The following is a 14,020-nucleotide window of genomic DNA, read 5'->3' as shown; positions in this document are numbered from 1 at the left end:
ATGAACAATGCTAAGGATTGTCGTCAGAACTCGTGCATAATTCAAACGAATAAATTTTGAGAAAACGTGAAAATAATTCATGGCGACTTCCATCCTTGAACTGCGCCACCTGCGCACCCTGCTGGCCCTGAAGGAGGCCGGCACCATTTCGCGCGCGGCGCAATTGCTGAACGTGACGCAATCGGCGCTGTCGCACCAGGTGCTGGCGCTGGAGCGGCAGTACGAGACCGGCCTGTTCGAACGCAAGTCGGCGCCGGTTGCCTTCACCGCGGCCGGCCAGCGCCTGCTGGCGCTGGCCGAGCAGGTCCTGCCCCTTGTCGGCGCGGCCGAGCGCGACCTGGCGCGCCTGGTCAGCAACGCCACCGGCAAGCTGCGCATCGCGGTCGAATGCCACACCTGTTTCGACTGGCTGATGCCGTCGATGGACGCGCTGCGCGCGCGCTGGCCCGAGGTCGAGCAGGACATCGTCTCCGGCTTCCAGGCCGATCCGATCGGCTTGCTGCACCAGGACCGCGCCGAGGTGGCGATCGTGTCGGAGCTGGACGAGAGCGAGACCGAGGTCGACTTCCACCCGCTGTTCGAATTCGAGATGGTCGCGATCCTGCCGCTGAACCACCCCTATCTCGCCAAGCCGCACCTGACGGCCCAGGATTTCGCGACCCAGGCATTGATTACCTACCCGGTGCCGGACGACATGCTGGACCTGGTGCGGCAAGTGCTCAAGCCCGCCGGGGTCGAACCACCGCGGCGCACGACCGAGCTGACGGTCGGCATGCTGCAACTGGTGGCGAGCGGACGCGGACTGGCGGCCTTGCCGCTGTGGGCGGTCAACGGCTACCTGGAGCGGGGCTATGTGGCGCGCCAGCGCATCGGGCCGGACGGCTTGACGGGGCGGCTGTATGCGGTGACGCCGAAGCGGCTGGCGGGGAATGCCTGCTTGCTCGATTTCGTGCAGGTGATGCGCGAGACCTCGCTGTTGTCCTTGCCGGGGATTAGCCTGTTGTAGGCGGGCTTCGTGAGACGGTCGGGCTGCGTGAGGCGGTCGCGCTGTGCGGGCGTGGGTTGGACGCGTGGGCGGCGCGCACGCCGCGGAGGCGCATCTGTTGAAGGTGGAGCCGCCCACCTACGCGGTGCATGATGGCCGTGGTGGCGGAATCGGTAGCGTTCAGTCGACGCGCTGTGCCAGCCCGCCGACAAGCACAGTATCAGCCTCCAGCGCGCCTTCCAGCGCGGTGCGGATCACGCAATTGCGTCCGGTGGCGCGGCCCTGGCGCAGCGTCAGGCCCTGGCCGAGCGCCAGGGTGAGGGCGCCGGCTGCGACGCCGGTGGCGCTGTCTTCCAGGCCCGGCTCCAGGTGGTTGAAGTTGCGTCCTTCGACTTCGCCGTCGCCGCTGTTCTTTTCCGTCCTGCACCAGACGTAGCAGCCGTTCACGCCGACTTCTTTCCCCCAGACGTGGATCAGGGCCAGGTCCGGCGCCAGGCCGTACAGCGTGTCCACGTCAGCCACTTCCAGCAGCAGCTTGGGGCTGCCGACCGAGGCCACACGCGGGGCGGTGGCCAGGGCCAGGTCGGGCGCGGCCAGCAGGCGCTCGGGCAGGAGGGCATCGATGTCCAACAGCGTCTCCACCCGCGGCGCCTCCTGGCGCGCCAACTGCACGAAGACATTCTCGCCATCGGGCATGAGCAGCAAGGACTGGCCATGCATCGCTGTTTTCACTTTCAGGGGCTGGTGTCCCCCGTGGCGCTCGAACAGCAGCTGGGCCGCCGCCAGCGTGGCATGCAGGCACAGGGGACTGCGCATGTGCGGATAGACGAAGTCCAGCACCGCCGCTGTATTAAGTCCGTCGCACGCGAGCCCGTCGCCCGGATCGAGGAACACGCAGGTGAGATTGCGCTCGCGCGCCAGCGCCCGGCGCCACCCCGGGTTGCCGTTGCCGCCCACGACGACGAGCGCCGGATTGCCTTCGCCGGGCTGCTCGCCGAAACACACGAACTCATGAACTTGCATTGCTGGTCCTTGCCAAAGTGATCTCGTCAGTGATACTGTGTTTTTATACAGTACTTTTGTGCGGTTTGCACGTTTTAATTTTTCTCAACTCATCTGCCAGCCGATCGACCAATGCCTTCGCCGCCCGACCCATCGATGCAGGGCCTGCCCGACTATGCCGAGCTGTTCTGCCTCTCGAATTTCTCCTTCCTGCAAGGCGCGTCGCACGCCGAGGAGCTGGTCGAACGGGCGGTGCGCCTGGGGTATGCGGCGCTGGCGCTGACCGACGAGTGCTCGCTGGCCGGCGTGGTGCGCGCCCATGCCGAGGCGAAGAAGGCGGGGCTGCCCTTCATCGTCGGCGCCCACTTCCACCTGAAGCAGCCCGACGGCAGCCAGGCCGGCAGTACTGCCCTCTCGCTGATCCTGCTGGCGCAAAACCGCAACGGCTACGGCAACCTGTCCGAATTCATCACCCTGGGCCGCACGCGCAGCGAGAAGGGCAGCTACTTCCTGACGCCGCAGGATATCGCCGATCCGCAGGGCGAGCTGGCCCACTTGAAGGGCATGCCCGACTGCCTGGCGATCCTGCTGCCGGCCTATCCCGGCCACGACCGGGCCGGCGTCGACCGCCTGCACGAGCAGGCCGCCTGGATCGCCGCGCACTTCCCGAACCGTGCCTGGCTCGGCCTGACCCTGCTGCACCGCGCCTTCGACGAGGCGCACCGCCTGACGGTGGAAGAGGTGGGCTGGCAGCACGGCCTGCCCATCGTCGCGCTCGGCCATGTGACCATGCACGTGCGTTCGAGGAAGCCGCTGCAGGACACGCTCACCGCCACCCGCCTGAACAAACCCGTGGCCGAATGCGGCTATGGCCTGGCGCAGAACGCCGAGCAGCACCTGCGCGCGCGCCTGCGCCTGGCGAACATCTACGCGAAGGAAGCGCTGAACGAGACGCTGCGTATCGCTTCCGCCTGCAGCTTCTCGCTCGACGAACTACGCTACGAATACCCGAACGAGGTGGTCCCGCCGGGCCAGAGCGCGAGCAGCTTCCTGCGCGCCGAAACGTATATCGGCGCGCACCGGCGCTTCCGCGAAGGCATCCCGGCGAAGGTGCAGGCCCAGATCGAGCACGAACTGGCGCTCATTGCGGACATGCAGTACGAGCACTACTTCCTGACCGTCTACGACATCGTGCGCTTCGCCCGTTCGCAGGACATCCTGTGCCAGGGCCGCGGCTCGGCCGCCAATTCGGCGGTCTGCTACTGCCTCGGCATCACCGAGGTCGATCCGGCGCGGGCGAACCTGCTGTTCGAGCGCTTCATCTCGAAGGAGCGCAACGAGCCGCCGGACATCGACGTCGACTTCGAGCACCAGCGCCGCGAAGAGGTCATCCAGTACATCTACGCCAAATACGGCCGCACCCGCGCCGCGCTGGCCGCGGTGGTGATCAGCTACCGGCCCAAGAGTGCGCTACGCGACAGCGGCCGCGCGCTCGGCATCGACCTCGCCATCATCGAGAAGGTCTGCAAGAACCACCACTGGTTCGACAGCAAGGCCGACCTCCTGAACCGCCTCGCCGAGAGCGGCCTCGATCCGGAGGCGCCGCTGTCGCGCCAGTGGGCGACCCTGGCCCAGCAGCTGCTGAATTTTCCGCGCCACCTGTCGCAGCACCCGGGCGGCTTCGTCATCGCCCAGGGCAAGCTGTCGCGCCTGGTGCCGATCGAGAATGCGGCCATGCTTGACCGCAGCGTCATCCAGTGGGACAAGAACGACCTCGAGGAACTGGGCCTGATGAAGGTCGACGTGCTGGCGCTGGGCATGCTGTCGATGCTGCGCCGCGCGCTGGCCCTGGTCAGCCTGCGCCAGGACATGCCCTTCGAGATGCAGGACATCCCGCCCGACGATGCCGCTACCTACGACATGATCTGCGCCGCCGACACGGTGGGCGTGTTCCAGATCGAGTCGCGCGCGCAGATGAGCATGCTGCCGCGGATGAAGCCGCGCGTGTTCTACGACCTCGTCATCGAAGTGGCGGTGGTGCGGCCCGGCCCGATCCAGGGCGGCATGGTCCACCCCTACCTGCGCCGGCGCCAGGGCCTCGAACACGTCGTCTATCCGAGCCAGGAGATGCAGATCGCGCTCGAGCGCACGCTGGGCGTACCGATCTTCCAGGAACAGGTGATGCAGGTGGCGATCCTCGGCGCCGGCTTCACGCCGGGCGAGGCCGACCAGCTGCGGCGCGCGATGGCCGCCTGGAAGCGCAAGGGCGGGCTGGAACAGTACTACGACCGCATCGTGCGCGGCATGCTCGAGCGCGGCTACGACCTGGCCTTCGCCGAGCAGATCTTCAGCCAGATCCAGGGCTTCGGCGAATACGGTTTTCCCGAGTCGCACGCGGCCAGCTTCGCGCTGCTGGCCTATGCCAGTTCCTGGATCAAGTGCCACGAGCCGGCGGCTTTTCTTTGCGCGCTGCTCAACAGCCAGCCGATGGGTTTCTACAGTCCCTCGCAACTGGTGCAGGACGCGCAGCGCCACGGCATCGAAGTGCGCCCGACCGACGTCAACATCAGCGGCTGGGAGTCGACGCTGGAGGAGCTGCACGACCGCAGGCGCCAGCCGGCGGTGCGCCTGGGCCTGTCCCTGCAGCGCGGGATGCGCTTCGAGGCCGCCATGCGCATCGAGGAAGCGCGCGCGATCAAACCCTTCGACAGCGTGGCCGACCTGGCGCGGCGGGCAGGGCTGGACCGGAGCGATTTGCAGGTGCTGGCCGGCGCGAATGCCTTGCGCTCGCTGGCCGGGCACCGGCGCGAGGCGCTGTGGCAGGCGGTGGGCGCGGTGCCGGACAAGGACCTGCTGCGCCCGACCTCGGTGGCCGAAGAGATGCCGGCGCTGGCTGCGCCTTCCGAGGGCGACGAGATCGTCGGCGACTACCGCGCGCAAGGCCTGACCCTGGGCCGCCACCCGCTGGCGCTGCTGAGGAAGCAATTGCTGGCGCAGCGCTTCATGCCGGCATCAAGCCTGAACGAGTACGCCGACGGCCAGCTGGCGCGCGGCTGCGGCATCGTCACCGTGCGCCAGCGTCCGGGCACGGCGAAGGGCGTGCTGTTCATCACGCTGGAAGACGAAACGGGGAACGTCAACGTGATCGTCTGGCCCGACCTGGTCGAACAGCAGCGGCGCGAAGTGCTGGGCGCGAACCTGCTTGGGGTCTACGGCATCTGGCAGAGCGAGGGACAGGTCAAACATTTGGTCGCCAAGCGGCTGGTCGACCTGTCGCACCTGCTGGGAAGATTGACGACCAATAGCCGCGATTTCTGCTGAGGGGATTTCGGCTGACAGCATAGCGGCTGACGGCATGGCGGCAGGCACGCAGCGCCGCCCGGCGTTGACCCTGCCGGTTTTGTTTCCTATAATTCCAGGCATCCACATGCGCCTGGAGTTCCCGGGCGCCTCCAGGAGGACGACCTCCCCCTCATCGAGGGCAACTGCTTCGGGACGACCCGCTCTGTTTTTACAGGAGTGTGTCATGGCCTGGATAGTGCTTGTACTTGCCGGGATTCTCGAGGTCGCCTGGGCCTATTCGATGAAGCTGTCGGATGGCTTTTCCCGACCCCTTCCCACCGTTCTCACGCTGGTCCTGATGACAGCCAGTTTTGGCTTGCTGTCGTTCTCGATGCGCACTCTGCCGCTCGGCACCGCCTACACGATCTGGACCGGCATCGGCGCGGTCGGCGCCTTCATCGTCGGCATCACCGTCCTCGGCGAACAGCTGACGCCGCTGCGCGTCATCGCGGCCGTCCTGATCGTCAGCGGCCTGGTGCTCATGAAGCTGTCCAGTTCCTCCTGAGGCAAGGGCCGCCTTTCCGTATCGCTTCCCGCAGCGCCTCCTACTCGCTGGCCGCTTCGCGCAGGCGTTCGGCGCGTTCCTCGCTCAGCGGATGGCTGGACATGAAGGACTCCGCCGCTTCCCAGATCCAGCCCGGCGCCTCCTTGCCGCTTTCTTCCAGCTCCGGCCCATACTCCATGCGTTCGAACAGGTCGGCCAGGGGGAGGGTGGAAATGCCGTTCTTGCGCAGCAGCGCGATGGCGTATTCGTCGGCCTCGGCTTCCATCTCGCGCGAGTAGCTCAGGCTGGCGAGCACGCCGGGCAGGGCGGCGACGCCGCTGAAGTCGCCGAGCAGGCTGGCGCTCAGGGCGGCTGCCAGCGAGGAGCCGGCCAGGACCCGCGTGCCGTGGCGCAGGCGCACGTGGCCGATCTCGTGCGCCAGCACGCCGGCCAGCTGCGCGGCCTCGGTGTCGCCGATCGTGCCGCGCTTGCCGACGACCAGCCGCACCATGAGGTCAGACATGATGATGCTGCCGTCGGGCAGGGCGATCGCGTTGGCGCCGAACGCCTTGACGTCGTGGATCAGCAGGCGGACCGGCACGTCGGCCGGCGCAACGCGGCGCATGAGCTGCTGGACCTCGGCCAGCCATTCGTCGCTCAGGCGGCTCTGGCGCAGCACGCCGCTGGCGCGCAAGGCATCGACGGCGCTCTCGCCGAGCGAGCGGTCGACCGATGGCGGCAGCGCGTCCGCGATCTTCCTTGCGGCCGTCGGTATGCCCCAGAAGGTCGTGACGAGGATGAGCGCCACCAGCAGCACCAGCGCCGCCAGCACGGCCCAGGTGTGGGCGGTCAGCCGCACCGTGCGCGAGGCACGGTAGCCCAGCGCCGCGCGCAGCATGCGGCCCGCCTCGGGCTCGTCCACCTCGCAGCGTGCGCCGTCCGGAAAATACAGTACCGTCGGCGTGCCTTCGAAGGGTTCGGCAACGCGGGTATCGCCGCAGGCATAGCTGCGGTCGATGGCGCCCACGAGCGTGATGGCGCCGTCGCCGACGCCCAGGGCGACCTCGTGGCGGCGCGCGCTGCGTCCGTCGAAAAAGTATGCGGTCGTCATGGCGCTCACCAGGACAGGTCGAGGCCGACGAAGTCGGCGGCGCCGTCGCCCGCCGCGCCGCCGCCCGCCGTGACGCGCGAGACGACGTGGTCGAAGCCCTCGTCGACCTCGAGCGCCAGGTGCTCCAGGCGGTAGCGGTAGGCGCTGACCACCGCGAACGGCCGGTACAGGCCGAGGGTGAGCAGGGTCAGGGCCAGGTTCTTCAGCTGCAGGCGCGCGAACCCGCGTGCCGACAGGGTCGAGACCAGGCGCACGCCGGGAAAGGACGTGTGCCGCAGGCACAGGTTCAGGATGCGCACCTGCTGGTAAGGTCCGAGCAGGACATAGGCCATCAGGGCCATCCCTGCGCCCACGGCCACGCCGATCCCCACCGCGGCGCTCTCGGCCGGCATCAGCGCGCCCAGCGGCATCGCCACGACCGCGGCCAGGAAGGCGACCATCACGATCGAGGTGGCCAGCAGGGAGCCGCGCACGTAGATGCCGAAGAACCCGGGCACGGTCAGTTCGTTGCTGGAAGCCTGGTCGCCATAGGCCACGTAGCCGTACTGGTAGTGTTTCATCCAGGCGTACATGAGCGGCCAGCCGAGGTAGAGCAGCCAGGCCACCGTCACCCAGGGCGTTTCGCCGTACACCGCCACCAGCACGCCAGGCAGCAGGAAGACGGCGATCGGCGCCAGGTAGACCCGGTAAGCCATCGGCACCGAGCCCGAGAAATGGAAATGCAGGCCGCGGTAGCTGGTATGGCCGAGACGAAAACGCAGGGCGCTGCGGATCAGCCAGGGCAGGGAGACCAGCAGCACTGCAATGGTCGCCAGGCCGGCCGTGACCGAGATGCCGAACGCGTAGTGATAGGCCGCCAGCAGCAGCACCGCCAGCACCCTGCCGCGCAGGATGGCCTTCGGACTGCCGTGGAAGTCGAAGCGCGCGCCGGCCAGCACGGTATTCCGGTCGAAGTATTGCAGCCTGCGCACTTTGGCCCAGGCCGAGTAGATGCCGAGGCTGGCCAGCGTCAGCAGCAGGTTGACGACCCAGATGCGGAAATACTCGCGTCCGCTGCCGGTGAAGCTGAAGCGCAAGGTGCGCGCGGCGGGCGGATGCTCCGCGGGCACAGTCGCATCGACCGGGAGCGCGTCGGCCGCAACGGCAACATCATGCATGACATGTTGTAAATGAGAAATGGTAACCAGCAATGTCGCCGTTTTGTGGTCTGCCTGTCAATGCCTTTTCGCCGCCGAGCTGCCGCGTCAGCTGCGGTGCATACCGCAGGCGACAAACCGTTGCGGCCTTGCACACTCGGCGCAGGCATGTTGCCTTTTGCCGACGCGACAGGCCGAATCGTCCGCCGCGTGTCCTATACTGGATCTTCATCCGTTCAACCAGGAGATTGCCATGAAAGCGATTCATCCTGTCTTTGCAGCACTGGGCGCCGCGCTCGTGCTGTCCAGCACTACTGCCCTGGCCCAGTCGCTCAAGAAAGTCGATGGCGTGCTGGCCGACGCCGCCGGCATGACGGTCTATACCTTCGACAAGGACCAGGCCGGTTCAGGAAAAAGCGTCTGCAACGGCGAATGCGCGAAGATGTGGCCGCCGGTGCCCGTCACCGGCGACACCGTCACCTCGCCGTATTCGGTCGTCACGCGCGACGACGGCGCCAAGCAGCTGGCCTACAAGGGCAAGCCGCTCTACCTGTTCGCCAAGGACGCCAAGCCCGGCGAGCGCAAGGGCGACAAGATGAAGGACGTCTGGCACGTGGTGAGCGACTGAGCCCGGCAGGGACGGCGCGGCTTATCGTGTGCCGCGCGGCGGATCAGGGGCGTACAGTGCGCGAACCACTTTCCTTGTTTGGAGGCGCGCATGTTCAGCCCTGAAGACTTCGCCCGGCTGCAGTTCCTGGTCGGCCGCTGGAAAGGCCATAGCGCCGACGGCAAGGAGTTCTACGAGGAATACGGGCGGCCCGCGCCGAACGTATTCCAGTCGCACCGCTACGCCAGCGCCGCCTTCGACGGGCGCAGCGACGGCAGCACCATTTCGTTCAAGGATGGCGAGGTGATCTCGCAGTGGGGGGAGTTCACCTGGAAGGCCGCGCGCATCGACAACGACGGCGCCGTGTTCGAGCCGGTCAACGCACCCGCCCGTTTCGAGTGGCGCCGGATCGACGATGCGACCCTGGAAGCCCACCAGCGCTGGAACGCCGAGGGCAAGGAACAGCAGCATACGGTGCGGCTAACCCGGATCTGAAGCCGCAGGGCCTGGGCCATCCGCCTAGGGCGCGAGTCCCAGCCACTTGCGGTACGAGCCGTAATGGTGGATCACGAAGCCGCCAAAGGGCTGCATCGCGCCCACGCTTTGCGCCGTCACGCCCAGCTCGCGTTCCAGGTCCGCTTCCTTCAGGTGGTGGAAGGAGACTTTCTTGATCGCGTTCGGCAGCGTTTCCACGCCGATCAGCACACGGCGCTCGATGCGCTCGGCATAGCGCAGCTCATCCATCGCATGGCTGACGATGCCGTCGCCGCCCAGCGCGCGGTCGCGGTAGTCCATCAGCGCTACGTAGTCGTAGATGTCCTGCACGTGCTGGCTCACCGGTTTGCGCTGGCCCTTCCATTCGATGGACAGGCCGTCCAGCCAGAAGGGGATCGCCGGGCCCATCGGCAGCGCTTGGTTCGATGCGCGCTTGGCCTGCATCAGCGCGTCCGACAGCGCCACGAACTCGGCCAGCAGGTCCATCTTGCGGGTGGCCCATTCGTCCAGGATGTGCGGCTCGATGTCGACGTTGATGCCGTCGAAGCGTTCCTCGGGCGCGGCCGCCTTGTTGTAGTCGAGGACGCGCTGCAGCATCGCCAGCGCCTCGGCCCGATGCTTGGGCAGCACGTAGCGCTCGGTGCGCAGGTAGCCCGAACCGAGCAGGGCGTAGGCCTTCAGGCCGGAGGCGTGCAGGCGCCGGATCAGGCGCCGGTAGAGCTGGGGCTGCGCGACGATCAGGTTGCGTTTGTCGAAGGCGTCGGCGTACAGGAAGACGGTGTCGATCGACTTCGACTGCAGGAAACCGATCGCGCGGCCGGCCGCGGCCGGGTCCTCGAGCATCGCATACGAATCCTCTTCCCAGGTCCAGATCGCGCGCGGGCCGATGCGCTCGGCGGCGTGGGCGCCGTGGGCAAAAGCGGCGGCGGCAAGCGCGAGCAGCAGGGTAGCGAGCAGGCGTTTCCATAGACGATTCACAGGCGCGTCTCCACGTGGTACTGGCCGACACCGACCGGGCGGCCGGTGGCCGGGTGCGAAGGCAGGACCGAAACGAAATAGCTGCCCGGCGCCACCTTGTCCACGTCCGGGCGCAGCCTCACCGTGCTGGACTCGCCGGGGCCGAGGGCAAGCGCAGGCGCGGCGGTCTCGTTCAGTTCCAGCCCGTGCTCGTTGGTGATGACGAGCAGCGGCACGAAGTCGGGCGAGGCGTGGGCGCCGTGGTTGGTGAAGGTCGCCTCGAACACGGCTTCCTTGCCGCCGGCAACCCGGCGCAAGCTGGTCACGCCGATGTCGCCCGCGCTGGCGGCCAGCGCGGTGCCGCGCAGCGTGCGCTCGCCGCCATAGGCGGCCAGTGTCGCATCGGCGGCGGGCAGCAGGGCCGCGCTGCGCCCGGCGGTGCCGTTCGCTTCCAGGAAGCCGCGGAACTGGGCCTGGGCCCGCGCCAGCGCCGCGGCGTCGGGGTTACGGTCTGTCTGCATGCCGTCGCCGATGGTGTACAGCTGCCCCTGGGCCAGGTAGGCCGTGCCCGAGACGAAGTCGCTCATCTCGGTCTTGGTCTGCTTCAGCGGAATCACGTGCAGGTTGCGGAACGACTGTTCGGTGTCCAGCCCGGTGCCGATCCAGCTCACCTCGGCCGGCGACTTCAGGCCGTGGTTGTTGGCCAGGTAGGCCAGCAGCGAGGGCGCGATGTCGAATTGCGAGGAGACCGCCTTGATCGCGCGTGGTGCCTTCAGGAGCGGCGAATAGACGATCAGCGGCACGTGGTAGCGCTCGATGCGGGTGTCCATCGGCAGCTCGGGCAGGCGGTGGTCGCCGGTGATCACGAAGATCGTGTTCTCGAAGCCCGGCAGCTGTCGTGCGCGCGCAAAGAACAGGCGCAGCGCGTCGTCGGTGTAGAGGATGCTGGCGAAGATGTCGCGTCCGTTCGCGTGGATCGGCGAGGGCGCCAGCTTCAGTTCGGCCAGGCGCGCGTCGACGCGGCGCAGGTAGTCGTCCTTGCCCGGAAAGGTGAAGGGACTGTGCATGCTGGTGGTCTGGAGGATGCTGACGAAACGGCCGGCCGGGGCCTGCGCCTCGCGTGCCGCCGCCACTTCCACCAGGTCGCGGTCGGCATAGCCCCAGTCGTTGCTGCGCTTGTGTGGCGGGCCGAAGTCCTTTTCGCTGACCAGGGTGTCGACGCCCTGGCGGCGCAGGAACAGGCCCTCGTTGTCGAAGTCCAGGTTCGAGCCCGAATAGAAGCGCAGGCGGTAGTCCTGCTTCTTCAGCACGGTCAGCAGCGATTCGTGGCGCGGCAGCTTGTCGCCCCGGGCGGCCAGGCCGTTCTCGCCGAAGGGCAGGGAGCCGAACACCGTGGTCAGTACGCCGAAGGTGCGGCCCTGGCCCGACAGGAAGTTCTCGAAATACAGGCTTTGACCGGCCAGCTCGTCGAGGAAGGGCGTGAAACTGCCCAGGCGCGCGCCGGGACCGGAGAAGCTGCGGCCCAGGCCTTCGACGATGATGAAGACCAGGTTCGGCGGCGCCGCGCCGGGGCGCGCTTCGAACAGGGGACCGAGCGTATCGGGCGTGCGTTCGAGATGTGCGAAGGGATGGGCCGGGTCGCTGCCCGACCAGGGCGTCTGCGCCTTGACGTGCGGCGCGGCGGCGTCGGCATCCGGCGCATGCAGGCCAGCCAGGTTGTTGTCGATGAAGAAGGCGGTCTTGTTCAGCAGGTATTCGGCATCGGCATCGCTGCGCGCGACCGGCGGCACGAAGCGCTGCGGCAGCAGGGCGAAGCCGGCCAGGCTGGCGGCCAGGACGATGGCGGCGCCGCGGGCGGAGGCGCGCGGCCACCAGTCGCGCAGCGTCAGCGCCAGGCCCAGCCACAGCACGGCCAGCGCGGCCGGCGCGGCCACGCCCAGCAGGGGGCTGATCTGGAAACCGCCGGCCACGGTCGACTTCACTTCGTCGCCGGAATAGGCGAACAGGTCGGCGCCGAGCGGCACGCCCGAGATCCAGTGGTATTGCAGCAGCGCCGCGTGCGCCAGCAGCAGCAGGCTCCAGACCACGCCGAGCAGGACGGTGCGCCAGCGGCGCGAGGGGACCAGGGCCAGCGGCAGCGCGCCAAGCAGGAAGACGAAACCGAAGCGCAGCAGCGACAGCAGGTCGTTGCCGAGGCCGGCGCCGAACAGGCTCGACTGCGCCACGCCGGCGCCGCTGGCATGGATCGCTTCGGCGATGCGCAGGCAGAGCCAGGCCAGCACCAGGGCCGGCAGGGCTTCGAACGGAAAGGCAAGCGCGCGCCCGAGGCGCTCGAACACGCTGGGACGCACGCTTACCACCGGCGGTACAGGCCGATCGAGACGCCGCGTTCGCGCGCGTCTCCACTGTCGCGCGAGAAGCTGGCGCCGACCTTGGTGCCCCAGTCGCGCGACCAGTAGCGCACCCAGGTCAGGCTGCCGCCGCCCGAGCGCGCGCGGCCGCCGGCCAGCGACAGCGGATCGTCGCTGCGGCCGCGGTTGGCCGTGGCCTCGAGATAGCTGTCGGCGTCGCCGGCGTAGTAGTAGCGCGCCATCAGGCGGTCGCCGCTGCTGTGCGAATCTTCCGACACGATGTTCTGGTGGCGCAGCTGGATGTACCAGTTGCCGACGTACTTGCCGAGCGTCGCGCCGTAGATGTTGACGCGCGAATCGAAGCCGAGCACGTCGTCGCTGAGCGAGACTTCCCAGCCGCTGCCCAGCGACTGCCAGATCTCGACCCGGCCCGAATTCTCGGGGAACAGGCGGGCGGCGGGCGCGCGCTGGTAGCGCAGGTTGGCGTAGGCGCCCGGCCACAGGTCGGTGTAGGCGTCGAGCGCCCAGGCATAACCGCTCTGGTCGAAGCGGTGCGCGCGCAGGGTCTCGAAGCCGATCGAACCGCGCTGCATGTAATGGCGCACGCTGGCGGTCTGGTCGTTCCAGCGCGGGCCGCTGCCCACGTCCGTCCAGCTGCCCGACAGGCTGGCCGCCCACGCATAGCCGGCGGCCAGGGCCGCTTCCGGATTGCCGGCGCGCGGCTGCGGCGATTCGGCTGCAAGCGAGGCCGCAGCCATGGCGGCATCGAAGGCGTCGATCTCGGCCGCGTTGCCGCCGACGGCGCGCGCCTTGGCCAGGTCGGCGCGTGCTTCCGCAATCCGACCGGCGGCGCGGTAGGCGCGCGCACGCGCCAGCCAGCCGGCCGCATCGCTTGGCCGCAGCGCGACCAGGCGGCTGTAGGCGGCGATGGCTTGTTCGGGCTGGTCATGCCACTGGTGCATGTTGCCGAGCGCGAGCCAGACGTCGGCGTAGTCGGGCGAAGCCTTGGCCGCCGCTTCCAGGTCGGCCTGGGCCTCGGCCCAGCGGTCCAGGCGCGTGTAGGCGATGCCGCGTCCCAGCAGCACGTCGACGTTGCCGGGCGAGCGCGCCAGCAGGACACCGTAGGCGGCCACGGCCAGCGCCGGCTGGCCGCCATTGGCCAGCGCGCGCGCCTGTTCGTACTGTTCGTCGAAGGAAGCGTTGGTGGCGGGCTGGATCTGTGCGGTGGACTGCGGAGGAGGCTGGAAATCGATGGGCATTGGCTGCGAAAAATGTAAGCGGGATGGGTGCGCACTGCCATAGGGACAGTGCCATGGCGCAACTCTGCCCGAGCGCCGCAGGAGCGTCAAGACGCGCATGCGCGCAGCGCGCACAGGTGTCGCGTGGCGTCGTCAAACGTGGTCAGGGTATACAGGGAAATTGCAGCGTTGGCATCGGGTTCCGTCCCGTGAGTCCGTGACGTCTCCCGTAGGGTGGGCACTTGTGCCCACGCGGATGGAGCGAACCGATAACAGGGCAGGCAACAGCCCCGATAGCGTGCGCAGGTTTTC

At 68.1% G+C, this 14,020-nt stretch carries 11 protein-coding genes; 5 read left to right on the top strand and 6 right to left on the bottom strand.

Annotated elements, in window-relative coordinates; genetic code table 11:
* Positions 1–79 precede the first annotated feature (79 nt).
* Entirely contained in the window at positions 80–1,006 is a 927-nt protein-coding gene (locus ACFOPH_RS12590) for a LysR family transcriptional regulator (RefSeq protein WP_379735564.1), read from the top strand.
* A 159-nt stretch (positions 1,007–1,165) separates the two neighbouring features.
* Here the strand turns inward: ACFOPH_RS12590 and ACFOPH_RS12585 are convergent, their stop codons facing one another.
* Positions 1,166–2,008, bottom strand: coding sequence for a PhzF family phenazine biosynthesis protein (locus ACFOPH_RS12585; protein ID WP_379735562.1), 843 nt, complete (start codon positions 2,006–2,008; stop codon positions 1,166–1,168).
* 111 nt (positions 2,009–2,119) lie between these two features.
* Here ACFOPH_RS12585 and ACFOPH_RS12580 point away from each other — a divergent pair, with 111 nt between their 5' ends.
* Both ACFOPH_RS12580 and ACFOPH_RS12575 read left to right on the top strand, forming a co-directional pair.
* Entirely contained in the window at positions 2,120–5,308 is a 3,189-nt protein-coding gene (locus ACFOPH_RS12580; RefSeq protein WP_379735560.1) for an error-prone DNA polymerase, read from the top strand.
* A 205-nt stretch (positions 5,309–5,513) separates the two neighbouring features.
* Entirely contained in the window at positions 5,514–5,834 is a 321-nt protein-coding gene (locus ACFOPH_RS12575) for a DMT family transporter (protein ID WP_379735558.1), read from the top strand.
* 40 nt (positions 5,835–5,874) lie between these two features.
* On the opposite strand, the gene ACFOPH_RS12570 is transcribed toward ACFOPH_RS12575, so the two are convergent.
* Together ACFOPH_RS12570 and ACFOPH_RS12565 are read right to left on the bottom strand one after the other, a co-directional pair.
* On the bottom strand, positions 5,875–6,924 hold the full coding sequence (locus ACFOPH_RS12570) for a M48 family metallopeptidase (protein WP_379735556.1): 1,050 nt from the start codon (positions 6,922–6,924) through the stop codon (positions 5,875–5,877).
* A gap of 5 nt (positions 6,925–6,929) precedes the next feature.
* Positions 6,930–8,081 (bottom strand): YjgN family protein, encoded by a 1,152-nt coding sequence (locus ACFOPH_RS12565; RefSeq protein ID WP_379735554.1) that lies wholly within the window; start codon positions 8,079–8,081, stop codon positions 6,930–6,932.
* A 232-nt stretch (positions 8,082–8,313) separates the two neighbouring features.
* Here ACFOPH_RS12565 and ACFOPH_RS12560 point away from each other — a divergent pair, with 232 nt between their 5' ends.
* Entirely contained in the window at positions 8,314–8,688 is a 375-nt protein-coding gene (locus ACFOPH_RS12560) for a COG4315 family predicted lipoprotein (RefSeq protein WP_312551924.1), read from the top strand.
* Between the two features lie 90 nt (positions 8,689–8,778).
* On the top strand, positions 8,779–9,162 hold the full coding sequence (locus tag ACFOPH_RS12555) for a hypothetical protein (RefSeq protein WP_312551923.1): 384 nt from the start codon (positions 8,779–8,781) through the stop codon (positions 9,160–9,162).
* A gap of 24 nt (positions 9,163–9,186) precedes the next feature.
* Here ACFOPH_RS12555 and ACFOPH_RS12550 read toward each other — a convergent pair whose 3' ends face one another.
* Genes ACFOPH_RS12550 through ACFOPH_RS12540 form a run of 3 tightly spaced genes read right to left on the bottom strand, consistent with a single transcriptional unit; the run spans position 9,187 to position 13,729 of the window.
* Positions 9,187–10,140, bottom strand: coding sequence for a hypothetical protein (locus ACFOPH_RS12550; protein ID WP_379735551.1), 954 nt, complete (start codon positions 10,138–10,140; stop codon positions 9,187–9,189).
* Complete coding sequence (locus ACFOPH_RS12545) at positions 10,137–12,470, bottom strand: LTA synthase family protein (protein ID WP_379735549.1); 2,334 nt, start codon at positions 12,468–12,470, stop codon at positions 10,137–10,139. Before ACFOPH_RS12545 ends, ACFOPH_RS12550 begins: the two co-directional genes overlap by 4 nt.
* Positions 12,471–12,472: 2 nt before the next feature.
* The gene (locus tag ACFOPH_RS12540) at positions 12,473–13,729 is read right to left on the bottom strand and encodes a YaiO family outer membrane beta-barrel protein (protein ID WP_312554334.1); all 1,257 of its coding nucleotides are present in this window, start codon (positions 13,727–13,729) and stop codon (positions 12,473–12,475) included.
* Between the last annotated feature and the right edge of the window lie 291 nt (positions 13,730–14,020).

The organism is Massilia haematophila (genome assembly GCF_042647645.1).
In the GTDB taxonomy this organism is placed as follows: Bacteria; Pseudomonadota; Gammaproteobacteria; order Burkholderiales; family Burkholderiaceae_D; genus Telluria; species Telluria haematophila.
Note: the sequence above shows the minus strand (reverse complement) of the source record. Positions and strands in the feature narration are given on the sequence as shown.

What these genes read in the sequence shown, in the direction of transcription:
- ACFOPH_RS12575 (WP_379735558.1), top strand. Translation starts at nt 5,514, where the DNA reads ATGGCCTGGATAGTGCTTGTACTTGCCGGGATTCTCGAGGTCGCCTGG.
- ACFOPH_RS12560 (WP_312551924.1), top strand. Translation starts at nt 8,314, where the DNA reads ATGAAAGCGATTCATCCTGTCTTTGCAGCACTGGGCGCCGCGCTCGTG.
- ACFOPH_RS12540 (WP_312554334.1), bottom strand. Translation starts at nt 13,729, where the DNA reads ATGCCCATCGATTTCCAGCCTCCTCCGCAGTCCACCGCACAGATCCAG.
- ACFOPH_RS12580 (WP_379735560.1), top strand. Translation starts at nt 2,120, where the DNA reads ATGCCTTCGCCGCCCGACCCATCGATGCAGGGCCTGCCCGACTATGCC.
- ACFOPH_RS12565 (WP_379735554.1), bottom strand. Translation starts at nt 8,081, where the DNA reads ATGCATGATGTTGCCGTTGCGGCCGACGCGCTCCCGGTCGATGCGACT.
- ACFOPH_RS12570 (WP_379735556.1), bottom strand. Translation starts at nt 6,924, where the DNA reads ATGACGACCGCATACTTTTTCGACGGACGCAGCGCGCGCCGCCACGAG.
- ACFOPH_RS12555 (WP_312551923.1), top strand. Translation starts at nt 8,779, where the DNA reads ATGTTCAGCCCTGAAGACTTCGCCCGGCTGCAGTTCCTGGTCGGCCGC.
- ACFOPH_RS12585 (WP_379735562.1), bottom strand. Translation starts at nt 2,008, where the DNA reads ATGCAAGTTCATGAGTTCGTGTGTTTCGGCGAGCAGCCCGGCGAAGGC.
- ACFOPH_RS12590 (WP_379735564.1), top strand. Translation starts at nt 80, where the DNA reads ATGGCGACTTCCATCCTTGAACTGCGCCACCTGCGCACCCTGCTGGCC.